The sequence below is a fragment of the Embleya sp. NPDC059213 genome, assembly GCF_042754445.1.
Taxonomy (GTDB): Bacteria; Actinomycetota; Actinomycetes; order Streptomycetales; family Streptomycetaceae; genus Embleya.
On record NZ_JBHZAV010000083.1, the window covers coordinates 1 to 22304 of the forward strand.

General features: G+C 72.2%; 16 protein-coding genes and 1 tRNA gene. 9 read left to right on the forward strand and 8 right to left on the reverse strand.

Annotated elements, in window-relative coordinates; all coding sequences use genetic code 11:
* Window positions 1–178: 178 nt before the first annotated feature.
* Together ACFXMF_RS27295 and ACFXMF_RS27300 are read right to left on the reverse strand one after the other, a co-directional pair.
* Complete coding sequence (locus ACFXMF_RS27295) at window positions 179–1795, reverse strand: SpoIIE family protein phosphatase (protein ID WP_360311961.1); 1617 nt, start codon at window positions 1793–1795, stop codon at window positions 179–181.
* Window positions 1796–2018: 223 nt separating this feature from the next.
* Window positions 2019–3350 (reverse strand): NAD(P)/FAD-dependent oxidoreductase, encoded by a 1332-nt coding sequence (locus ACFXMF_RS27300; RefSeq protein ID WP_360311963.1) that lies wholly within the window; start codon window positions 3348–3350, stop codon window positions 2019–2021.
* A gap of 219 nt (window positions 3351–3569) precedes the next feature.
* On the opposite strand from ACFXMF_RS27300, the gene ACFXMF_RS27305 reads away from it, so the two are divergent.
* Window positions 3570–4313 (forward strand): helix-turn-helix domain-containing protein, encoded by a 744-nt coding sequence (locus ACFXMF_RS27305; RefSeq protein WP_360311965.1) that lies wholly within the window; start codon window positions 3570–3572, stop codon window positions 4311–4313.
* A 75-nt stretch (window positions 4314–4388) separates the two neighbouring features.
* On the opposite strand, the gene ACFXMF_RS27310 is transcribed toward ACFXMF_RS27305, so the two are convergent.
* The 4 genes from ACFXMF_RS27310 to ACFXMF_RS27325 form a co-directional block, all read right to left on the reverse strand.
* Window positions 4389–4841 (reverse strand): universal stress protein, encoded by a 453-nt coding sequence (locus tag ACFXMF_RS27310; RefSeq protein WP_360311967.1) that lies wholly within the window; start codon window positions 4839–4841, stop codon window positions 4389–4391.
* 95 nt (window positions 4842–4936) lie between these two features.
* Window positions 4937–5977 carry a phosphotransferase family protein gene (locus tag ACFXMF_RS27315; RefSeq protein WP_360311969.1) on the reverse strand — a complete coding sequence of 347 codons (1041 nt, stop codon included), beginning with the start codon at window positions 5975–5977 and terminating at the stop codon, window positions 4937–4939.
* A 14-nt stretch (window positions 5978–5991) separates the two neighbouring features.
* The gene (locus ACFXMF_RS27320; protein ID WP_360311971.1) at window positions 5992–7137 is read right to left on the reverse strand and encodes an acyl-CoA dehydrogenase family protein; all 1146 of its coding nucleotides are present in this window, start codon (window positions 7135–7137) and stop codon (window positions 5992–5994) included.
* Window positions 7138–7609: 472 nt separating this feature from the next.
* Window positions 7610–9541: an asparagine synthase-related protein gene (locus ACFXMF_RS27325; protein ID WP_360311973.1), complete on the reverse strand. Its 1932-nt coding sequence runs from the start codon at window positions 9539–9541 to the stop codon at window positions 7610–7612.
* Between the two features lie 637 nt (window positions 9542–10178).
* On the opposite strand from ACFXMF_RS27325, the gene ACFXMF_RS27330 reads away from it, so the two are divergent.
* On the forward strand, window positions 10179–11525 hold the full coding sequence (locus tag ACFXMF_RS27330; protein WP_360312193.1) for an MFS transporter: 1347 nt from the start codon (window positions 10179–10181) through the stop codon (window positions 11523–11525).
* A gap of 110 nt (window positions 11526–11635) precedes the next feature.
* Here ACFXMF_RS27330 and ACFXMF_RS27335 read toward each other — a convergent pair.
* Window positions 11636–11709 (reverse strand) — tRNA-Met (locus tag ACFXMF_RS27335).
* 273 nt (window positions 11710–11982) lie between these two features.
* Here ACFXMF_RS27335 and ACFXMF_RS27340 point away from each other — a divergent pair.
* The 6 genes from ACFXMF_RS27340 to ACFXMF_RS27365 all read left to right on the forward strand — a co-directional run bounded on the left by ACFXMF_RS27340 (window position 11983) and on the right by ACFXMF_RS27365 (window position 19916).
* Window positions 11983–13386, forward strand: coding sequence for a cytochrome P450 (locus tag ACFXMF_RS27340; protein ID WP_379991382.1), 1404 nt, complete (start codon window positions 11983–11985; stop codon window positions 13384–13386).
* Window positions 13387–13462: 76 nt separating this feature from the next.
* Window positions 13463–14680: an L-2-hydroxyglutarate oxidase gene (gene lhgO, locus ACFXMF_RS27345; protein ID WP_379991383.1), complete on the forward strand. Its 1218-nt coding sequence runs from the start codon at window positions 13463–13465 to the stop codon at window positions 14678–14680.
* 47 nt (window positions 14681–14727) lie between these two features.
* Window positions 14728–16959 (forward strand): FGLLP motif-containing membrane protein, encoded by a 2232-nt coding sequence (locus tag ACFXMF_RS27350; RefSeq protein ID WP_379991384.1) that lies wholly within the window; start codon window positions 14728–14730, stop codon window positions 16957–16959.
* 12 nt (window positions 16960–16971) lie between these two features.
* Window positions 16972–17700 (forward strand): tRNA (guanosine(46)-N7)-methyltransferase TrmB, encoded by a 729-nt coding sequence (gene trmB / locus ACFXMF_RS27355; protein WP_360311981.1) that lies wholly within the window; start codon window positions 16972–16974, stop codon window positions 17698–17700.
* A gap of 60 nt (window positions 17701–17760) precedes the next feature.
* Window positions 17761–19386 (forward strand): PrsW family intramembrane metalloprotease, encoded by a 1626-nt coding sequence (locus tag ACFXMF_RS27360; RefSeq protein ID WP_360311983.1) that lies wholly within the window; start codon window positions 17761–17763, stop codon window positions 19384–19386.
* A gap of 41 nt (window positions 19387–19427) precedes the next feature.
* Entirely contained in the window at window positions 19428–19916 is a 489-nt protein-coding gene (locus ACFXMF_RS27365; protein WP_360311985.1) for a YcxB family protein, read from the forward strand.
* Window positions 19917–20168: 252 nt separating this feature from the next.
* On the opposite strand, the gene ACFXMF_RS27370 is transcribed toward ACFXMF_RS27365, so the two are convergent.
* A complete protein-coding gene (locus ACFXMF_RS27370) occupies window positions 20169–21785 on the reverse strand; it encodes an MFS transporter (protein WP_379991385.1) in 1617 nt (538 codons plus the stop codon).
* A 166-nt stretch (window positions 21786–21951) separates the two neighbouring features.
* Here ACFXMF_RS27370 and ACFXMF_RS27375 point away from each other — a divergent pair, with 166 nt between their 5' ends.
* Window positions 21952–22155 carry a hypothetical protein gene (locus ACFXMF_RS27375; RefSeq protein ID WP_360311989.1) on the forward strand — a complete coding sequence of 68 codons (204 nt, stop codon included), beginning with the start codon at window positions 21952–21954 and terminating at the stop codon, window positions 22153–22155.
* Window positions 22156–22304 lie beyond the last annotated feature (149 nt).

Consider the following 22304-nt stretch of genomic DNA (forward strand, 5'->3'; position numbering starts at 1 on the left):
GCTTGAGGCCACCCAGCCCCGCCGGCGTTTGAGGCGAACCAGCCCGGCCGGCGTTTGAGGCCACTCAGCCCCGCCGGCGCTTGAGGCGAAACAGCCCGGCCGGCACATGAGGCCAAACCAGCCCCGCCGGCGCTTGAGGCGAACCAGCCAGGCCGGCGCATGAGGCCAAAACCCCCGGTCAACCCAACGGGAACTCGCACCAGACCGTCTTGCCTTCATCCGTGAGCCGACTCCCCCACGACTTCGCGATCGTCGCCACGATCGCCACCCCCCGCCCACTCTCGTCGTCCGCCGCAGCCCGCCGCCGCCGAGGCACGTGATCGTCCGCGTCGGAAACCTCGACGATCAACCGCCGATCGGTGCGCCGAAGGCGCAACCGCATCGGCGCCGCCCCATGCGTGAGCGCGTTCGCCACGAACTCGCTCACCGCGAGCACGCCCATCTCGCGCAGTTCCTCGCCGACCTGCCAACTCGCCAGCACCCCCGACGTGAACGCCCGCCCGCGCGCGGCCACCTCGCTGCCGCCCAGCAGGTCCAGCGACGCGGTCCGGAACAGCCGCGCCTGGGCCCCCTCGCGGCGCGGCAGTTGCAGCACCAGCATCGCCATGTCGTCGTCGTGTTCCTCGGGCAACTGCATGTGCGCGATCAGGTGGTCGCGGACCGCCTCGGGTTCGCCCACCGACGACAACAACGCGGCGCCCAGCGTGTCGATGCCCTCGTCCAGGTCCTCGCCGCGGCGCTCGACCAGGCCGTCCGTGTACAGCACCACGGTCGAGCCCGGATCGAGGGTGATCCGCCCGGAGGTGTGCGGCCAGCTCGCACCGGTGCCCAGCGGCGGCCCGTTCGCGTCGTCCAGCTTGTGGATCACGTCCTCGCCGTCGCGAACCAACGGCGGCAGATGGCCCGCCGTCGAGTAGGTCAGCACGCCCTCGCCCGGGTCGTAGACCGCATAGGCGCAGGTGGCGATCTGGGTCGCGTCGATCTCCATCGCGGTCTCGTCGAGCAGTTGCAGGATCTCGTGCGGTGGCAGGTCCAGCCGCGCGTACGCCCGCACCGCCGTACGCAGTTGGCCCATCACCGCGGCGGCGCGCACCCCCCGGCCCATCACGTCGCCGATCACCAGCGCGGTGCGGCCCGCGCCCAGGGTGATCACGTCGTACCAGTCGCCGCCGACCGCCGCGTCGGTGCCGCCGGGCAGATACTTGGCGGCCACGATCAGGTCGTCGGGGTTCTCCAACCGCTGTGGCAGCAGGCTGCGTTGCAGGGTGACCGCGGCCTGCCGGTGCCGCCGCTCGCTCTCCCGCAGTCGGTCGGTGGCCTGGACCTGGTCGGTGACGTCGACCGCGAAGACCAGCACGCCCCGGGTGTCGCCGCCGCGGCCGGCCGCCTCGGGACGGACCGGCGTGCAGACGAACGTGTAGTAGCCGTGCCTGCGCTCGCTCTCCGGCATGCCCGGGTACGTCTCGCCGCGATGGTCGACCCGCCGGGCCCGCACGGTCCGCCCGCGTCCGGTCCGATAGACCTGATCCATCAGCGTCAGCAGCCCGTGCTCGGCGAGTTCGGGCAGCGCGTCCCGGGCCGGCACACCCGCTCTGCGCGCGCCGAAGACCGCCCGGTAGGCGTCGTTGACGTAACACAGCTCGTGGTTCGACCCTCGGGTGACCGCGATCAACGCGGGCGCGTGGGCCAGCACGTCGCGCAACGGGAAGGTGTCGTTCGATTCCTGGCTGCGTGCCGCCGGCACCGAGCGGCGCCGGTCACCGGCCAGCCGGGCGCCCCACCGAGTGATGTTCAACCGCTCGCTTCCTAGAGAGTTCGTTCACGCAAAGCGCATGGAGGTTTACCGCAGGTGACATCACCAGTGTGGGCGAAAGTCGGCCGTGAGGGAATCACACCCCGAGGCCGGGCCCCCGTTCGGGGTACCACAGGAGTGCGCTGTGGCAATGTACGGGACCCGGTCGCGAGTCGCTCGACCCTCGGGCGACGCTTCAGCCTACGAGCCCGCCGGTCGATCGTCCCTACCTGGTGGGCTTGCGGTCGCCTCGGGTGGCGTACTCGAACTCGGCACGCGGGTGTTCGATCGAACCCAGCGAGACGATCTCGCGCCGGAACATCAGGGCCAGTGTCCATTCCGCCATGATGCGCATCTTGCGGTTCAGCGTGGGCACGCGGCTGAGGTGATACGTGCGGTGCATGAACCAGGCCGGCAGACCCTTGGTCTTGATCCCGTAGACCTGCGCGACGCCCTTGTGCAGGCCGAGCGAGGCCACCGAGCCCACGTGCTTGTGCCGATACTGCTGCTGCGGTTGCCGGCGCAGCGTCGCGATGATGTTGTCCGCGAGCACCCGCGCCTGGCGCACCGCGTGTTGCGCGCTGGGACCGGTGAACTCCTCGCCCGGCTTGGTCAGATCGGGCACCGCCGCGCAGTCGCCCGCCGTCCATACCCCCGGGACCCCCTCCACCTCGAGCGTCGCGCGCGCCTTGAGCCGACCCTTGTCGTCCAGCGGCAGATCGGTGGCGATCAACATCGGGCTGGGCTTGACGCCCGCCGTCCACACCAGCGTGCTCGCGTCGACCTCGGTGCCGTCCGAGAGCACCACGTGCCGGTCGCGGGCCGACTCCAGCCGAGTGTTCAGGCGTACGTCGATGCCCCGTCGACGCAGCTCGGCGACCGTGTACCGGCCCATGTCCTCGCCCACCTCGGGCAGGATCCGCGGCGATGCCTCGACCAGGATCCAGCGCATGTCCGCCGGGGTGATGTTGTGGTAGTACCGGCACGCGTAGCGGGCCATGTCCTCCAGCTCGGCGAGTGCCTCCACTCCCGCGTAGCCGCCGCCGACGAAGACGAAGGTCAACGCGTGGTCGCGGATCGAGGGGTCCCGGGTCGAGGAGGCGGTGTCCATCTGTTCGAGCACGTGGTTGCGCAGCGCGATGGCCTCCTCGACGGTCTTGAAGCCGATGCCCCACTCGGCGAGCCCCGGGATCGGCAGGGTTCGCGCGACCGAGCCGGGCGCGACCACGAGCAGGTCGTAGGAGGCGTCGTAGGTCTCGCCGCCGAGCAGTTCGATGGTCGCGGTCTTCTTCGCGTGGTTCACGTGTTCCACGGTGCCGGTGACGATGCGGCACTTGGGCAGCACCGAGCGCAGCGGGACGACCACGTGGCGCGGCGAGATGGCGCCGGCCGCGGCCTCCGGGAGGAACGGCTGGTACGTCATGTACGACTGCGGTTCGACGACGGTCACCGTCGCCTCTCCCGCCTTGAGTTTCCGTTGCAGGCGAAGGGCCGTGTACAGGCCGACGTAGCCACCGCCGACGATCAGGATGCGCTCGGGCCGAGTCGAGGTCGTCATGCGTTCCACTCTGCCCCTTTCCGAGGGCCACAGACAGGTGTTCGTCGGGTTTGTGTGCCCCGTACGGGTGGTGACGAGAGGTCAGCGGTCAGCGATATCTTCACAACCGTGCTGTCGGATTCCGCTTCTGGGGTGGGGTCGGTTCGGGTAGTCTCGACGCCCTGGGCAAAGCGGGGTCTGGTGGGGGAATCGACACACTTGCCTTCCGGGGGAGACGCTATGAGCGGCGCTTCGCGTACGCGTACCACGAAGACGCAGGACACCGGCGGCGACGGCGTCGGAGGTCGACACACAACGACGATTCCACCGGCTCGCAAGCCGCAACGAAGCAGGCCGGCCGAGCCGTCGCCGCAGTTGCGCACCGACGCCCGACGCAATCTGGAGCAGGTGCTCCGGGCGGCCCGCGAGGTGTTCGGCGAGCTGGGCTACGACGCTCCGATGGAGGAGATAGCCCGCCGTGCCGGCGTGGGGGTGGGCACCATCTACCGCCGCTTCACCGGCAAGGAGGCACTGGTCCAACGCATCATGATCGCCGAGACCAACCGACTGACCGCCGAGGCGGTCAACGCGTTGGACGAGGAACCGGACGCGTGGTCCGCACTCGCCAGATACTTACGCCGCGCGGTCGGCTCGGGTGCCGGCCGACTGTTCCCCGCGCTGAGCGGGCGGGTCCCGGTGACCGAGGAGATGAGTTCCTCGCGCGCCGAACTCAACGACGCGGTGGGCATGTTGGTCGATCAGGCCAAGTCCTGCGGGCTGCTCCGAGCGGACGTCTCGGACGCCGACATATCGCTGATGATGTCGTGTCTGCTGCCCCCGTCGGGGCTTCCACACCCACAACGACTGACCATCGCCGGTCGCTATCTGGAAATCCTGCTCGACGGCCTGCACGCGGGACACTCGTCCCCGCTGCCCGGGAAGCCGTTCACGCAGGACGAGTTGGACACCCTTTTTCTCAGTTGAGGCAGTCTCGGTCGAGGCAGTCCCGAGTGAGGCAGTATCGGTCGAGCAGGTCTCGGTCGAGATCCGACAAACCGATCAACTACGCACCACGAGCACCGGACAGGCCGCGTGGTGCACCACCGCCGTGCTGACCGAGCCGAGCAGCAGGCGGGAGAAACCGCCCGAGCCACGCGAACCCACCACGACCATCTCGTGCCGCTCGGACATCCCGAGCAACACCTCGGTCGCCGTGCCCGAGTACACCTGGACCACGGCCTGTCCGCCGAACGGCCGTTCGCGTTCGCCGTTCACCTCGGCCACCGTGGTCTCGGTCCGGATCCGCAATTCGGCGAGCACCCGTTCGAGGTCCTCCTGGTAGTGCGGGCCGGGCGCGAGCACCACATAACCGGGGGTCGCGGGCTGCGCGGTCACCACGTAGAGCGGCAACCCGCGCAGCTCGGCCTCGGTCATCGCCCAGTCCAACGCCCGCCGGGCCGGCTCCGACCCGTCCACGCCGACCACGACGCCCTTCGGCTCAGCGTCGGCCATGGGCCCTCCTCGTCACCGAATCCGGATGTGGAGGGCCCCATACCACCCGAATGTCGCGCGCTCACCTCCGCGCGCGAACGCCACCCGGACGGCGGTCAGGCGTGCGCGAGGATCTCCTGCGCGCGAGTGGCCAACGCGCGCAGCCCGTCGACGGTGAACGGCCCGGCCGCGTCCTGCTCGCCCATCGCGCCGGCGGAGTATCGATCGAGCACGCCGGCCAGGATGCAGGCGAGCCGCCAGCACGCGAACGCCTGATACCAGCGGATGTGCGACAGGTCCCGACCGGTGGCCGCCGCGTAGCGCGCGGCGAACGCGGCCCGGTCGATGAAGCCCTCGCTCGCGGTGCCGTCGGCGGGCAGCAGTGTGCCGTCCTCGCCCGCCTCGACCCAGTACATCAGCGTGGTGCCCACGTCGGCGAGCGGGTCGCCGAGCGTGCACAGTTCCCAGTCCAGCACCGCGCGCACGGTGCCGTCCGGGCCCAGGATGACGTTGTCCAGGCGGAAGTCGCCGTGCACGATCGTGGCGCCCTGCTGGGCGGGGACGGATGCCGCGAGCGCGTCGTGCACGTCGTCGATCGCCTCGATCCCGGGCACCCGGGTGGCCTCCCACTGGCGGTGCCAGCGGCGCAACTGGCGCCCGATGTAGTCCTCGCGCCGGCCGAGTTCGCCCAGCCCCACCGCGTCCACGTCCACGGCGTGGATCGCCGCGAGCACGTCCGCGAGTTGCTCCCCGGCCCGCCGCCGGGCCTGCGGTGTGAGCAGGGTGGCGGCGTCCTCGACGGAGCGGATCACCTGCCCGTCGACGAAGTCCATCACGAAGAACGGCGCGCCGTTGACCGTCTCGTCGCTGCACAGACCGACCACCGCCGGCACCGGCACGTCGGTCCGCCCGGAGCCCAGCGCGGCCAGGATCCGGTGCTCACGCCCCATGTCGTGCGCGGTCGCGAGCACGTGCCCCAGCGGGGGCCGGCGCAGCACCCAGCGGCGCGCGTCGGCGTCCGAGACCACGTAGGTGAGATTCGACCGCCCGCCGAGCACGAGGTCGAAGCCCAGCGGCGGGCGCACCGCGGCCCGTTCGGCCAGCCACGCCGTGATCGCTTCGGGCCGCAGCGCCTCGGCCATCGGACCATCCGTCATGTTCGTGCTCCGCTTCAGATGCCGAGGGAACGGCCGATGATTTCCTTCATGATCTCGTTCGTCCCCCCGTAGATCGATTGCACCCGGGTGTCGACGAACGCCTTGGCCACCGGGTATTCGAGCATGTAGCCGTATCCGCCGTGCAGTTGCAGACAGCGGTCGACCACCCGCTTTTGCAGGTCGGTGGTCCACCACTTGGCCTTCGAGGCGGCGACCGCGTCCAGCTCGCCGGCGACGTGCTTCATGATGCAGTCGTCGACGTAGGTCCGCGCGATGTCCAACTCGGTGTCCATCTCCGCCAGTTCGAACCTGGTGTTCTGGAACGAGCCGATCGGGCGGCCGAACGCCGTCCGCGTCTTGACGTATTCGAGCGTGTGCGCGAAGACCGTCTCGGCACCGGCGACCGCCGCGCTCGCGATGCCCAGGCGTTCCTGCGGCAGGTTGTTCATCAGGTGGTAGAAGCCGCGATTCTCCTCACCGAGCAGGTTGTTCAGCGGCACCCGGACGTCGGAGAAGAACAGTTCGGCGGTGTCCTGCGCCTTCATCCCGATCTTGTCCAGGTTGCGCCCCCGCTCGAAGCCCGGCATGCCCCGCTCGACCACGATCAGGCTGATGCCCTTGCTGCCCTTGGCCTCGGGGTCGGTCTTGGCGACCACGATCACCAGGTCGGCGTTGATGCCGTTGGTGATGAAGGTCTTCGCGCCGTTGAGCAGGTAGTGGTCGCCCTCCCGGATCGCGGTGGTCCGCACGCCCTGGAGGTCGCTGCCCGCGCCGGGTTCGGTCATCGCGATCGCGGTGATGATCTCGCCGGAGCAGAAGCCGGGCAACCAACGCTGCTTCTGCTCGTCGGTGGCCAGGTCGTTGAGGTACGGCGCGACCACCTCGTTGTGCAGCCCGAAGCCCACCCCCGACGCGGCCACCCGGATCAGTTCCTCGGACAACGTCGCGAGGTAGCGGAAATCGCCCACCCCGCCGCCGCCGTAGCGCTCGTCCACGTCGGTGCCCAACAGCCCCTGCTTGCCGGCCTTGAGCCAGACCGAGCGGTCGACGATGCCGTCCTTCTCCCACTGGTCGTGGAACGGGACCACCTCACGCTGGAAGAACTCGCGCGCGGATTCGCGAAAGGCGAGGTGCTCGGGTTCGAGGTGCCGGTCCCTCATGTGTGTACTCCCCCTGCGGTGTCACGCTGGATCATGCCGGATCGGACATTCCTACCGGTCGGTAGGTGTCACGCTCGCATGCTAGGTGCGCACCGAAAGCGGAGCAAGGGCACGACGACGGAACGGCCGGCACGGAGGCACGGAGCGGGCGGCCCCGCAGGGGCGACTCGGGGAGCGGGCCCGGGCGCACAGGGGTGACGAGCGGCCCGGCGCACCGGCGACGCGGCGGCGGGGCGGCATACGGGTCGGGGCGCACGGGCGACCGGGCTCATCCGGCCCGGCGGCCCGGCCGCCCGCAAAGTCTTGTGCGCCCACGGCCGGCCGGTCGGCCGGGCGTGGGCGCACGTATGAGGGGGATCGACCGGCGCGCCGGGCAGGCCCCGTGGCCGCGGGGCTTGCCCGGATCGGCTTGTCGGTCCGGGTCCGGGTCCGGGTCCGGGTCCGGGTCCGGGTGCAGGTACGGGTGCGGCGCCTACGCGACAGCCGCGATGCGTACGCCCGGGGCAGAACTCGGCGTCGCGTCCCAGCGCATCACTCGGCCCTCCCAGACGCCGCGCAGCCACAGTTCGGCCGAGACGATGTCGGCCAGCGCGCCCAGCGGCAGGTCGGGGCGGGGGGTGGCCGGCTCGCCCTTGTCCAGGTTCGCGCCGCCGATCGCGTGGTCGAGGGTGCGGCGCACCTCGACCGGGTCCAGCACGCCCAGTTCGGCCAACAGCGGGTCGGCGAACAGGTCGCGCAGCACCCGGGCGTTCAAGCGCAGCCCGCGTCGCTCGGCCTCGGTGTAGTCGGCCCGGTGCACCGTGCCCAGGGTGTGCCGCGGGATCAGCCCCTGGACGGCCGCGGTGAGCAGCGCCCTGGGCCCGTCGTCCCGATCGCGGGCCCAGGCCGGCAGGGCCAGCCCGGCGCGCACCACGGCGGTGTCCAGATAGGGCGCCTGGACCCGTACTCCGATGCGCTCGGCGAGTTGCTGGCAGGCGCGTTGGCGTTCCGCCGCCCGGCGGACCGCGACCCATGCGGCGCGGTCCCCCGGACGGCCATGGACCGCCGGGTCCGCGGCGACAACGGATCCGGCGGAGACCACCGACTCGCCCGCGAGGCGGCGCAGCGACACGGCGAGACGGCGGCGCATGTCCGGCGTCGTCCAGACCGCCGTGGGGGCCGCGGTGCACCACGCGATCGCGGCGGCCGGACCCGCGTCCACCCGACCGGAACCCGCGAAGACCTCCGCGAGCTGGTCGAGTGCCTGGGGGAAGGTGGTACGGGCGACCCGGTTCGCGGTGCCCGCCAGGTCGTGGCCGCGCAGGCCCAGGTTGCGCGCCCAGGTGCGGGCGTGCCGGGCGGTGGTCATCCGGCGCCGGTCCATGGCCAGATCGGCGAGGTAGGCGAGCGGGGTGCCCAGCACCGCGTCACCGCCGTAGCCGGTGATGTGCATGTCGATGCCGGCGTCGCGAATGGCGTTGAACGTGCGGGTGGTTCGGGCCATCCCGATCAGTGAGAAGCCCGGTTCGTCGGGCATCACCGCACCGGTGAGCACGTCCTCCAGGCCGGTGTACGGCAGGTGGTCGACGTCCCCCGGGACGATCAGGTGGCGCAGGCGCGCCGAGCGGGCCACGATGTCGGCCGCGGACTCCGGGTCGCCGGGGGCGCAGGGTTCGGCCCAGGTGACCGCGATCAGGTCGCGCGATTTGGCCATCGCCACCGAACGGGCGCCCAGCAGTGCGAGCACCGCCGAGTCCCGGCCGCCGGACAGATCCGCGCCGGGGCGCTTGGATCCGGCCACTCGGCGGCCGACCGCGTCGGACAGCGCCCGACCCAGCGCGTCGGCCGCGCCGGGGAAGTCGAGCGGGGAGCGGTGCTGTTCGTAGAGCCGCACCCGGGCCGTCCCGTGCCCCACGTCCAGCGCGTGTCCGGGTTCGAGCCGGCTCACGCCCGCGAACATCGAGCGGCCGGCGACCAGTTCGGGCACGTCGGGGCAGGCCAGGCGGGCCGCGAACGCCTCGGTGTCCAGGCCGGCCCGGGTCAGGTCGGCGAGCGGGAGCGCGTGCGAGGCGTAGACCACGCCGTCGGCCGGCTCGGCGTGGAACACCTGGCGCACACCCGCGAGATCGCCGAGCACCACGGTCCGCACGCCGGTACGCAGCACCACGTGGTAGCTGCCGGCCCACCCGGTCAGGTGTCGCAACGCGCCGCCGCGGGCGATGGCGAGCCCGACCTCCAGCTCGGCGTCGGTGGCGCCGCACACGCCCAGCACCGCCATCCGCATCCCGCCCCGGCTGACCACCCGGACCTCGTCCGCAGGCCAATTCCCCACCAGCCACAGCGGATCGGAGCCGTCCCACAACGTCCTGGCCCCGGTCGGCCGGGTAACGCTCCGACTCTCGGACGTCCCTGCGAACCAGCGCATCTCGACCCCCTCCGGGTTATGGCCCCGCGCAAACCACCATGGATACCGGCCGTACGTGATCCGACACTTCCATGGAACCAAGGTTAGGCAAGCCTGAGTAGAGCGCATCCGACGGCGCACGGGGACACGCACCCGGCGCATGGTGCCTTTTGACCGTGCCTGGGTACTGACGCGACGTCAAGTACGTTCTGTCAATGATTGCGGCCCGTCCTTGGTGATCGCTTGGCCAAGGGTTGTCCCGCAGGCGACGCGCCCGGGAACAACCCGTAAATTCGCGTCGCTTCACTCCCGGGATTGGCGAATATCTCCCTTACCCGAGCCGGCCGGTCCGGTTACGCTGAGGCGGACGGAGGGTTGCCTTTGGGGGCAAACTATGCGCGGCAGTCCCAAGCAGGATCAGTCGGGGCGTTCGAGTCCCGATGACGGAGACCGGGAGGTCCCGGATCCGGGGGTGGTGAGCGGAGGCGTCGGCGCCGGGTCCGACGGCTCCTTCGGCGATTCCCCGGCCGGCGCCGAGCAGGCGCGCCCCGAACGCCTCGACACCCTCCACACCACCACCGAACTCCCGCACCAGGAGTCCGCCGACCCCCGCCCCCGGCCCCCGCGCGAGCGCGGACCCAACGGCCGGCTCGGCGAGTTGCTGGGTGTCGCCGGGGTCAGCAATGCCGGGCTCGCCCGCCGGGTCAACGACCTGGGCGCCCGGCGCGGTCTCTCCCTCCGCTACGACAAGACCTCCGTGGCCCGCTGGGTGGGCAAGGGGATGACTCCGCAGGGCCCCGTGCCGCACCTGATCGCGGCCGTGCTCGCGGAGCGCCTCGGTCGCCCGGTGCCGCTGGAGGAGATCGGCCTGGACGACAGCCGGCCGGTGGATCCCGATCTCGGTCTGGCCTTCCCACGCGATGTCGGGGAGGCAGTTCGCACCGCCACCGACCTGTGGAGGCACGACCACGTGAATCGACGCGAGTTGCTCGCCGGGACGTTCGCCGTCACCGCCTACGGCACCCCGATGGCCCGCTGGCTGATCACCCCCGCGGACGCCCGCGCCGAGCATCGCGGCACCGGGTCGCACGTGGGACACAGCGATGTGACCAAGCTGCGCGAGGCGGCCGAGGAGGCCCGACGCTGGGACAGCAAGTACGGCGGCGGCGACTGGCGGGCGTCGATGGTGCCGGAGTGTCTGCGCTGCGACGCGACCCCGCTGCTGCGCGGCAGCTACCACGACGACGTGGGGCGCAGGCTGTTCGGCGCCACCGCCGAACTCTCCCGGCTGGCCGGGTGGATGGCCTTCGACACCGGCCAACACGAGGTCGCCCAGCGCTACTACATCCAGGCCCTGCGGCTGGCCCGCGCGGCGGCGGACGTACCGCTCGGCGGCTACGTGCTCGCCTCGATGAGCCTGCAGGCCACCTATCGCGGCAACCCCGACATCGCGGTCGACCTGGCCCAGGCCGCCATCGAGCGCAACAAGGGCATCGCGACCTCCCGGGTGACCGGCTTCCTGCACCTGGTCGAGGCCCGCGCCCAGGCCCGCGCGGGCGACGCGCCGGGGTGCGGGCGCGCGCTCAACGCGGCCGAGGCCCACCTGGAGCGGGCCCGGACGGGCGATCCCGATCCGGAGTGGATCGACTTCTTCACGTGGGACCGGCTGTGCGCGGACGGCGCCGAGTGTTACCGCGACCTGGGCGTGCCCGAGCGCACCCGCTACTTCACCGTGCAGGCGCTCGCGGGCCTGCGCGGCGAGGCGTACCAGCGCTCGCACGGGCTGCGGCTGGCCGTGGGGGCGCAGGCCGAGTTGCGCGCGGGCGAGATCGAGGCGGCCTGCGCGACCGGCCGGCAGGCGCTGGAGATCGCCGACCGGGTGCACTCGTCGCGCAACGCGGCCTACCTCAACGACCTGATGATCGGCCTCAAGCCGTACGCCGACGTGCGCGCGGTCAAGGACTTCACCGAACGCGCCAGGCTGGTCGGCGGAATCACCGTCTGAGCCGCACACCCGCACACCCCGCGGGCGCGAGTGCCGCCCTTTTCGGCTCGACGCACGATCCCGGGAAACGCCACAGGCCCGACATTTTCATGTCGGGCCTGTGATCCAAGTAGCGGGGACAGGATTTGAACCTGCGACCTCTGGGTTATGAGCCCAGCGAGCTACCGAGCTGCTCCACCCCGCGTCGGTGAACACAACTGTACGCCATTGCGAGCACACCCACGACCAATTACCGCGAAGGCCGGCCCGACCGGCTGCGGGCACCGAACCCCGCGGCCGCGGGTCGAAGATCGATTCCCGTATGGCAAAAGGCCGTTCGTGTCCGATTCGAACAGGTGGCAGCCGGCCGCGAGCACGATATGGTTCCGGGCCGTAGTAGGGGCGGGTCGCCCACCGGGGGCGGGCCGATATGCGCCGGCGGCAGCCGTGGCAGCGGCAGAGCGGGATGTGTCCTGAGATGACCGAGAGATCCGGCTGCCCGTTCGTGGCCCTGTCCGGCCCACGCTTCGAGTCCGACCCGGCCGGGTTGTACCGCGAGCTGCGCGAACGGCACGGCCCGGTGGCGCCGGTCGTCCTGGACGGCGGCGTGCGTGCGTGGCTGGTCCTGGGCTATGCCGAACTGCTGGCCGTACTCCGTGATCCGGACCGGTTCTCGCACGACTCGCGGTTGTGGCTCGACCGGATCAAGGGCCGGGTCCCGGCCGACTGGCCGTTGTCGCCGATGGTCGAGTACCGCCCGTCCATCCTGTGCGCCGACGGCCCCGAGCATCGGCGGCGCAGCGCGGCCGTCGCGCACAGCCTGGGTCGCGTCGATCGGCGGGCCCTGCGCGGCGAGATCGAGCACATGGCCGACTCGCTGATCGACACGTTCGTGGCCCGAGGCGAGGCCGACCTGCTCACCGAGTACGCACAGCGGCTGCCGCTGTTGGCGATGGGCCGGATCGTCGGCATGCCCGCGCCGGACGGGCCGCACCTGGTCCGGACGATCAACGGGATGTTCGACGGCGGTCCGGACGCGCTCGCGCATCAGGCCGTCCTGCACCGGATGATGACCGACCTGGTCGCGACCAAGCGCATCACCCCGGGCGCGGACGTCACGTCCTGGATGCTCGCGCACCCCTCCGGGCTGACCGACGCCGAGGTGATCGAGGACCTGCTCGTGATCACCCCGACCGAGCCCACCGCCAACTGGATCGGCAACTCGCTGCGCATCCTGCTGACCGATCACACCCTGCACGCGTCCCTCACCGGCGGCCGGCGCACCACCGACGAGGCACTCGACGAGGTGTTGTGGCAGGACCCGCCGATGCAGAACGCGGCCGGCCGCTGGGCCACCCGGGACACCCTGCTCGGCGGCACGCCGATCCGCGGCGGCGACTTCCTGCTGCTGGGCATCGCGGCCGCCAACGCCGACCCCGCGGTGCGCACGCCCGATACCGAACTGACCGGCAACCGGGCGCACTTGGCCTGGGGTGGCGGCCCGCACGCGTGTCCCGCCCAGGACCACGCACGGCTGATCGCCAAGACCGCCGTGGACACGCTTCTCGACCGGCTGCCCGATCTGCATCTGGCCGTCCCCCAGGAGGCGCTCACCTGGCGCGCCTCCCCGTGGATCCGCGCCCTCGCCGCCCTGCCGGTCGCCTTCACCCCCGACAAGCCGATCCACGGCGGCGCCCCGTGGCCGAGCCCGGCCGCCCTGGCGGCCCCACCCGCCGAGCCGACACCCGAGCCGGCCCCGGTGCCCGAGCCGGCCGCGCCGCTGCCCGAGCCCGTACCGACCCCTGCGGACCCGACCCCGGAGCCCGCCCCGGCCCCGTCCACCGCGTGGTGGTCCCCGGCACGGTGGCGCCGCGGCCGGTGACGGCGCACACCATCGGGCCGCCCGACTCCCCCGCCCGTGCCCGCGCCGCTAGGGTCGGCAGGGTGGAGGTGGGCTCATGACGTTGACCTACGACGTGGTGGTGGTCGGTGGTGGCATCGTCGGCCTGGCCACCGCGTACGCGCTCACCGAGCGCGACCCCGGACGCACCGTGGCCGTGGTCGAGAAGGAGACCTCCTGGGCCGCGCACCAGACCGGCCGCAACTCGGGGGTGATCCACTCCGGGCTGTACTACCGGCCGGGCAGCCTCAAGGCCCGCTTCGCCGTCGAGGGCGCCCGCCGGATGACGGACTTCTGCGCCCGCCACGACATCGCGCACGACGTCCCCGGGAAGCTCGTGGTCGCCACCAGCGTGCACGAACTCCCGCGTCTGCGCACCCTGTTCGAGCGGGGGCTGGCAAACGGCGTGCCGGTCACCGAGCTGACCACCGAGCAGGTTCGCGAGCGCGAGCCGCACGTGTTGTCCGTCGGCGGACTGCACGTCGCCTCCACCGGCATCGTCGACTACACCGACGTGTGCCGGACCCTGGTCGACCTGTTGCACGAGCGCGGCGTCGCGTTGCGCACCGGGGCGGGGGTGGTCGACCTCGCCGTGCACGCGGACGAGGTGGTCGTACAGACCCGGCTCGGCGAGTTGCGCGGGCGGGTGCTGGTCAACTGCGCGGGGTTGTACAGCGACCGGATCGCCGAGCTGGCGGGCGACCCGCCGCCGGTGCGGATCGTGCCCTTCCGCGGTGAGTACCACGAGCTGGTGCCCTCGCGACGCGGGCTGGTGCACGGGCTGGTCTACCCGGTGCCGGATCCGGCCTTCCCGTTCCTGGGCGTACATCTGACCCGGGGCGTCCACGGCGACGTGCACGTGGGCCCGAACGCGGTCCTGGCGCTGCGTCGCGAGGGCTACTCGTGGTCGCGGATCGCGCCGCGCGAGTTGGCCGCGACCCTGGCCTATCCGGGCATGTGGCACATCGCGCGTCGGCACTGGCGGTACGGCGCGGGCGAGTTGTTGCGCTCGGTGGCCAAGCCCGCGATGGTGCGCGAGGTGCAGCGGCTGCTTCCCGAGGTCACCGCGAACGACCTGGTCCGGGCGCCGGCGGGAGTGCGCGCGCAGGCGGTCCGCCCCAACGGCGAACTGGTCGACGACTTCCTGATCACCGGCGGCCCACGCACGATCCACGTCCTGAACGCGCCCTCGCCCGCCGCCACCGCGTCCCTGCCGATCGGCGACGAGATCGCCACTCGGGTCGCCGAACGACTGGGGGCCCTGGCCGGCCGCTGAGCCGGCACGCGATCATGGGCGCGGGCCGGCCGATCGGGGGACTGCACGTGGCCGTGAATACCGCCGTACCGCGATCCGCCGTACCGCGCGTCCTGCTCGTGGGCGCCGTACTCGTGGTGTGCGCGCTGCTCGGCGCGGTCGCGCCCGCACGCGCCGACACCCCGGGCGCCCGGCTGGTGGTCTCGCCGAGCGGGCCGCTGCGTGCCGGCGACGTGGTCACGCTCCGGGGCACCGGTCACACCGGCTGTCCCACCGGCCGGGTCGACGTGATCGGGTACGACGCGCGGCTGCGCACGAACGTGATGGGCGCCGACCGATTGATCGCGGCGGACGTACCGATCGATCCCGCGCGAGAGCAGGGCTTCACCGTGCGCTTCACCCTGGATCCGCCCGTCTACGTCGGCGTCCAGGGTTTCCGCACGGTGTGCACGAACCGGGGCAGGGAGCCGATCCCGAAGGCGATGGCCGAAACCACGTTCGACTACACGTCGACCGAGCAGGGCAACCCGGACGGCTTCCCGGCCCCCGGGCCGCAGCCGGCGAACCTGGCGAGTCGACGGCTGGTGCTCGAACCGGCCGCGGCGGCCCCCGACTCCATGGTCACCGTCTGGACCGACCTGCGCTGCGGGCCGGCCACCGCGACGCACAACGGCGCGCTCCTGTGGGACGGCCGCTTCGTCACCTCGTTCTACGCCCCGGCCGAGCCGAACGGACCGAAGGCGCTGGTCCGGTATCAGCCGCTGCGCGTACACGTCCCCCAGACACCCAGTCGCGGCACACACCGGCTCACCGTGTCCTGCCTGTCCGACGACGCCGAGTTCGGCGTGGTCGACGCCGACGTCGTGCTCGACGCCGAACTCACGCTCCCGCCGGCCACGTTCGCCCTGTCCACCGCACAGGCCGGCGGCGGTGACCGGATCCGCGCGACCGGATCCGGCTTCACCGGCTGCGCCGGTCGGACCGGCGGCGGACCGGCCGACCTGGCGATCCGCCGCGGCGACCGCGAGGTGGCCCGGGTGCCGGTCGGCCCGGACGGCCGGATCGACGCCGAGCTGACCATGCCCGCCGGGCTGCCCGAGGGGCGGGCCGAACTGAGCGCGGCGTGTGTCGACGAGCGCCTGGACGGCAGCGTGCGGCTCGCGTTCACCGTGTTGCCCACCCGACACCCGGCATCCGCCCCGGCGAGCCGACCCGCCGACCGCGCCGACTCCGCGCTCGACCTGCCCTCCCCCGGCGACCTGCTCGACCACCCCGCGCCACTGGCCGGCGCCGGCGTCGGGGCCGTGCTCGCCCTCCCGCTGGTGGGCTTCGCCGCCGAACTGTTCAACAAGACCGTGGAGGAGAACCGCCTGCGCATCCGTCGCCGGTTGCGCCCGGGCGCGGCCCGCCCGCGCTCGCTGCCCCGCGCGCCGCGGCTCCAGGTGCTCGCCTTCGTGCTGCTGTCCGCGCTGGGCACGGTCGCGGTCGAACCGAACGTGGCCCTGGACGCGGGCACGTCCGCGCTCGCGCTGTCCCTGCTGATCGCGGTCCCGCTCACCGTGCTCGCCTACGCGGGGGTGTCCGAGGCGTACCGCCGGCACGTCTCGCGGATCCGCGCCTTCCCGCACCTGGTTCCCGGCGCCCTGGTGGTCGCGCTGCTGCTGGGCACCGGGTCCCGGCTCGCGCACCTGGTGCCGGGCTACATCTACGGACTGTTCCTCGCCTTCACCCACGCCGGCCTGCGCCGGATGTCCGCGCACGAGGAGGGGCGGGCCACCGCGCTGGGCGCGTGGGCGCTGGCCGGGTTGGGCGCGAGCGCCTGGGTGTGGCGGATCCCGGTCGAACACGTGCTGGCCGGCGACGACACGCCGGCCTTCGGCTGGGTGCTGGTCGAGAACGTCCTCACCCAGACCTATGTCGCCGCGGTGATCGGCCTGGTCTTCGGCCTGTTGCCGATCCGCTTCCTGGACGGTCACCTGCTGTGGCGGTGGAGCAGGTGGGGCTGGGCGGCCGTGTACACGGTCGCGGTGTTCCTGTTCCTGCTCACGCTGCTCGACCCGACCGGGGTGACCACCGGCGCCACCCGGGGGATGTTGCTGCGCGCGGCGTGGTTGTTCGGCGCGTTCCTGGTCGCGTCGGTGCTGTTCTGGGCGGTGTTCCGACTGCGTCCGGGTACGGCGCCGGCCCCGCCCGGAGCACCGCCGGTACCGGTCGGATCGACGCCGCCCGCGGCGCCGGGCCCGCCGCCGCCGAGGCCGGGGGTTCCCCCGACGATCGGCCGCCCCCGGGATTCGCCGTAAAATCCTTGTCTTATGTCCCCTCTTCCCGGCGCCTCGACCGCCACCGGCGTCCCGATCACCGATCGCCCGATCACCCACCTCGCGACCGTGCGCAGCTTCACCCCGCGCCGGGGCCGGGTCACCCTGGCCCAACGAGACGCGCTGGATCGGCTGTGGGAGCGGTGGGGCTTCGACGTCGCGGACCGGCGGCTCGACCTCGGCGAGTTGTTCGGGGACGACCGCCCGGTGGTGCTGGAGATCGGCTTCGGCATGGGCGAGGCGACGGCGGCGATGGCCGAGGCCGATCCGGGCACCAACGTGCTCGCCATCGACGTGCACACCCCGGGTCAGGGCAGCCTGCTGCACGACGCCGAGCGCCGCGGGCTGACGAACATACGGGTGGCCAACGGCGACGCGATCGAATTGCTTCGGGACATGTTGCCGCCGGCCTGCCTCGCGGGCATCCGGGTCTTCTTCTCCGACCCGTGGCCCAAGACCCGACACCACAAGCGCCGGCTGATTCAGCCCGCCTTCGCCGCGCTGGCCGCGTCCCGCCTGGCGCCGGGCGGAATCCTGCACTGCGCGACCGACTGGGCGCACTACGCGGAATGGATGCTCGAAGTGCTCCGCGCCGAGCCCGAACTGGTCAACACCGCGGACGGCTACGCGCCCCGCCCGAGTTGGCGGCCGGTCACCCGCTTCGAACAGCAGGGACTGGACAAGGGCCACGAGGTGGCGGATCTGCTCTTCCGGCGCCGCTGAGCCGGGCAGCCGACCCGAGGAAGGGGCACCGCGCCACCGCGCGGCGTTATCGTCACCCCAATGGACGCATCGCAAGGACCCGACTCGCCGGCCGGTCCCGTCCCTCCGGACCGGGCCGCGTACGAGTTCGCCCTGTACCGGCCCGGGCCGGTCGAGAAGTCGCGGCTGCGCACCCTCGCGGCGAACCAGACCGCGCGAATAACCGTACTGGGCACCGCGCTGCTCGCCTGCGCGGTCACCGTCGCGGTCATGCTCGGCGACACCATCGGCGTCCAGGGGCTGCTCGTCGGGGCGTTGATGGCGCTGGTGCCCGCGCCGCTGGTGGTGAGCGCGATCGTGTGGCTGGGCCGGGTCCGGCCGTTGCCGTGGAAGAGCCTGCTCTTCGCGTTCGCGTGGGGTTCGTGTGCCGGTGCGCTGGTGGCGCTGCTCGCGAACAGTTGGTCCTTCGACAAGCTGATGGACCTCAAGGGTGAAGAGGACGCCGAGCTGCTCGGGCTGACCATCGTGGCGCCCGTGGTGGAGGAGTGCGTCAAGGGACTCGCGGTCCTGCTCCTGTTCCTGACCATCCGGCGCCGGCTCCGCGGCGTCCTGGACGGCCTGATTCCGGCGGCGATCAGCGCCGCGGGCTTCGCGTTCACCGAGAACGTCCTGTACTTCGGCCGGGAGTTCGCCGCGAGCGAGGACAGCGGCGACGGTCTGGGCACCACGTGGGGCACCTTCATCGCGCGCGGCATCATGTCGCCGTTCGCCCATCCGCTGTTCACCTCGATGATCGGGCTGGGCTTCGGCCTCTCGCTGGCGGCCCGCTCCCGACCGGCGCGGATCCTGCTTCCGCTCGGCGGCTACGTGTGCGCGGTCGGCCTGCACGCGGCCTGGAACGGCTCGGCCACCCAGGGACTGGCCTTCCTCGGGGTGTACTTCCTGGTCATGATGCCGATCCTGGGCGGGCTGGTCTGGTACGTGGTGATCGTGCGGCGCGACCAGTTGCGCGCGGTCGAGGACGAGTTGCCGGGCTATGTCGCGGCGGGTTGGTTCCGCCCGCACGAGCCGCTGCTGCTGTCCTCGATGGCCGACCGCTCGCGGGCGCTGCGCACCGCGAAGGCCATGCTCGGCCCGACCGGGGCGGCGCGACTGCGCGCGTATCAGGCGGACGCCACGCTGCTCGCCGAGCTGCGCCGGCGCGCCGGACGCTCGCGCAAGGGACCGGCCCCGGAGTACCCGGAACAGGAGCGCGAGCTGCTGGATCGGGTGTGGGCGGCGAAGCCGATCCTGGGACGGGTGATCGACCACACGATGCCGTCGCCGAGGTGGCGCTACATCAAGCCGCCGCCCGGGTGGGCGCCGGGCATGCCGCCGTTCGGCCCGCCGGGCGCGGCGCCGTACGGGGCCGCGCCGTACGGGGCGCCGACCGGCTGGGGGCCACCGCCGGGCACCGGCCCGTTCGCCCCGCCGCCCGGGTGGCTGCCGCCGGCTCGACATCCGGCCGCGCACCCCGCGTGGGGGCCCGTGCCGGTGTACGGCGCGCCCGTGCCGTGGCAGCCGCCCGGGCACACGGCCGGCGGCCCGTGGAGCGAGCCGCCCGCGCAGGCCGGGCCCCTGGGCCCACCCGCGTGGTACGCCCGCCCCGGCGACACCCCGCAACCACCGCCGCCCGAGGCGGCGCCCACGGAACCCCGCGAGTCGTAGCCGTAGCCGGCCCGGCCCGACCCGCGTGCGACCATGGCCGGGTGCATATCTCGACCACCTACGTCCCGACCGAGGCCGATATCGCGGAGGGCGTGCTCGCCTTTCGACGCGGCCTCTTCCGGGGTCTGTTCGGGGCCGGGGCGGTGCTCTCGGTGCTGGGCGTCGTCCTGGTGACGAAGGCACTGCTGACCGGTACGACCGTGTTGTGGCCGCTCGCGTTCGTCGGTTTCGGCCTGGCCATGCTCGCGCTGCGGTTCTGGGCGCCGATCCAGGCCGCCCGGCAGAACAGGCACATGCACGGCGTGCCGTGCGAGGTCACGCTGACCGACGAGGAGTTCGTGACCACGCTCGGCGGCAGCCGCAGCGCGACCCCGTGGGACACCTTCCGCAAAGTGCGCCGGGTGGATACCCAGTGGATCTTCGAGTTCGGCCCCACCCAGGCGATGACCATTCCCGACCGGGTCTTTTCGGACACCGAAAACCTCGAACTGGAGACGTTTATCCACAGCCGGAGCCGGGCAGCGCGCTGATCTTCCACAAGGAAGATCCACATCCTGTGGAAAACCTGTGGGCAACTGCTTTCGGCGTGGCTCGCTGCTCGAAATGGTGAGAATCAATGCCGATTCGACCTGATCGGGCGCGTTTACCCCTTTGACCACACGCCATATGCCGTGGCCGTTCGGTATTTCCCGTATTCACCACAAAGGCGACCCCACACGGGGTCGCCTTCGGGTGTTGGGTGTCGCCCGCCTCCACCACGGGCGGTGTGGATGGACGGGTGATCAGTGGGTGGGCACCGGCCCACCCACGACCGACGCGACCGACGCGGCCGTCCCGGCCGGCGCGTGCGACTCCGACTCCACCTTCGCCTGCGCCTGCGTCTCGGCGGCGACCGGCACCCCGCGCAGCAGCGCGGTGGCCACGATCGCGGCCAGCGCGAGCAGGACCGCGCCGCCCAGGGTGGCGTACTGCATGCCGTGCGTGAAGGCGTCCCGCGCGGTGTCCAGGAGTTGGTCGCCGGCCCGACCCGAGATGCGCCCGGCGGTCGCGCTCGCCGCCGCCAGCGTGTCGTTCGCGGCGTCCGCCGCGTCGGCCGGCACCCCGTCGAGGGTCGTGTTCCGCATGTCCCGCCCGTACACCGCGTCCGCGATGCTGCCCAGGATCGCGATGCCCAGCGCCCCGCCCAGTTCGCTGCCGGTCTCCGAAGTGGCCCCCGCCGCCCCGGCCCGCTCCGGCGGCGCGGCGGTCAGGATCATCTCGGCGGTCAGCGTGGTGGCGATCAGCACCCCGGCGGCGACCAGACCCGCCCCGACCAGCACCAGCACCAGCGGCGAGTCCGGTCGGGCCGAACTCATCACCAGGAAGCCGGCCACCGCGAGCAGCAGCCCCGCGCCGATCAGGAAGCCGGGCCGCACCCGCTTGGCCAGGATGCCGGACACGGTGAGCGCGACCATGATCCCGGGCATCACCGTCAGCGACCACAGCGCCGCCTTCAACGGCCGCATGCCGAGCACGAGTTGCATGTACTGCGTGTTGAACAGCGCGGAGCCCAGCATCGCGATGCTCGCGATCACGTTGACCGCGATCGAGGCGCCGTAGGCCCGATCGCGGAACAGTTCGAGGTCGAGCAGCGGGTCGGCGATGGTGCGCTGGCGGCGGACGAAGAGGTAACCCACGACCAGGCCGACCACGATGACGACCAGGTAGCGCGGCGCGAAGCCCTCGGCCGCGATCTCCTTGATCCCGTAGATCACGCCGAGCACCGCGACCAGCGAGAGCCCGGCGCTGATCAGGTCCAGCCGACCGGCGGCGGCGTCCTTGAACTCCGGGAGCAGAGACGGACCGACCGCGAGCAGCAGCACCATCGCGGGCACGTTGAGCAGGAACGCCGAACCCCACCAGAAGTGGTCCAGCAGCAGACCGCCGGCCACCGGGCCCAGCGTGGCGCCCGCAGTCAGCGCGGCGGTCCACACTCCGATCGCGGTCCGCCGCTGGGCCGGGTCGTGGAACATGTTGCGGATCAGCGCCAGGGTCGAGGGCATCAGCGTGGCACCGGCCACCCCGAGCAGCGCCCGGGCGGCGATCAGCGTCTCGGCGCTGTTCGCGAAGGCCGCGGCCACCGAGCCGGCCCCGAAGGCCGCCGCGCCGATCAGCAACAACCGGCGCCGACCGATCCGGTCGCCGAGTGCGCCCATCGTGATCAGCAGGCCCGCGAGCAGGAAACCGTAGATGTCCATCATCCAGAGCTGCTGCGGGGCGCTGGGCTCCAGATCCTCGCTGATGAACGGAAGCGCGAAGTACAGCACGCCCATGTCCATCGACACGAGCAGGAGCGGGAGGAGCAGGACCGTCAGTGCGATCCATTCCTTGCGGCCGGCCTTGGCTGTGGTGGAGGTCATGACAGGAACTGTACGAGCGTATAAGACACATGTATAGGACGGATGTATAAAAAGTTTGGCGCGGGGTTCCCGGGTTCCCACTCGTGGTGCAACGGGTAGTCGGGAGCGGTGCCGCAGGGCCGAACGCCCGGCATCGATCCCACCCCCCCGAGCCAAGGACGGCGAGATGAGTGACGAGCGCATTCCCGTGAACGAGATCCCCGATGGCGACCGGCCGCGGATGGACCTGCGCAGTGGCGCCGAAACGCCCGTCGACCCCGAGGACCTGGTACTCGCGGAGGGCAAGGATCTGACCGAGAAGAACATCGAGGAGGCCCGCCGCCGACTGGCCGAACTGGGCCCGGCCGCGGTCGAGCGCATCGTCCCCTGACCTCGGAGACCCGGCGGGGGGGGGGGCCCGCACCCCGTGGCCGCCCCCCCGGGGGGGGGGGGGGCACAAAACCCGCGGGGGGCCCCCCCCGCCCGCGGGGGCGGGGGGGGGGGGGCCCCCGGCGGCCCACGAACCCAGGGGCGCCCGGA

Coding starts and splice junctions, on each gene's coding strand:
- ACFXMF_RS27370 (WP_379991385.1), bottom strand. CDS start 21,785: ATGACCTCCACCACAGCCAAGGCCGGCCGCAAGGAATGGATCGCACTG.
- lhgO (WP_379991383.1), top strand. CDS start 13,463: ATGACGTTGACCTACGACGTGGTGGTGGTCGGTGGTGGCATCGTCGGC.
- ACFXMF_RS27315 (WP_360311969.1), bottom strand. CDS start 5,977: ATGACGGATGGTCCGATGGCCGAGGCGCTGCGGCCCGAAGCGATCACG.
- ACFXMF_RS27375 (WP_360311989.1), top strand. CDS start 21,952: ATGAGTGACGAGCGCATTCCCGTGAACGAGATCCCCGATGGCGACCGG.
- ACFXMF_RS27360 (WP_360311983.1), top strand. CDS start 17,761: ATGGACGCATCGCAAGGACCCGACTCGCCGGCCGGTCCCGTCCCTCCG.
- ACFXMF_RS27325 (WP_360311973.1), bottom strand. CDS start 9,541: ATGCGCTGGTTCGCAGGGACGTCCGAGAGTCGGAGCGTTACCCGGCCG.
- ACFXMF_RS27340 (WP_379991382.1), top strand. CDS start 11,983: ATGACCGAGAGATCCGGCTGCCCGTTCGTGGCCCTGTCCGGCCCACGC.
- ACFXMF_RS27320 (WP_360311971.1), bottom strand. CDS start 7,137: ATGAGGGACCGGCACCTCGAACCCGAGCACCTCGCCTTTCGCGAATCC.
- ACFXMF_RS27305 (WP_360311965.1), top strand. CDS start 3,570: ATGAGCGGCGCTTCGCGTACGCGTACCACGAAGACGCAGGACACCGGC.
- ACFXMF_RS27310 (WP_360311967.1), bottom strand. CDS start 4,841: ATGGCCGACGCTGAGCCGAAGGGCGTCGTGGTCGGCGTGGACGGGTCG.
- ACFXMF_RS27300 (WP_360311963.1), bottom strand. CDS start 3,350: ATGACGACCTCGACTCGGCCCGAGCGCATCCTGATCGTCGGCGGTGGC.
- trmB (WP_360311981.1), top strand. CDS start 16,972: ATGTCCCCTCTTCCCGGCGCCTCGACCGCCACCGGCGTCCCGATCACC.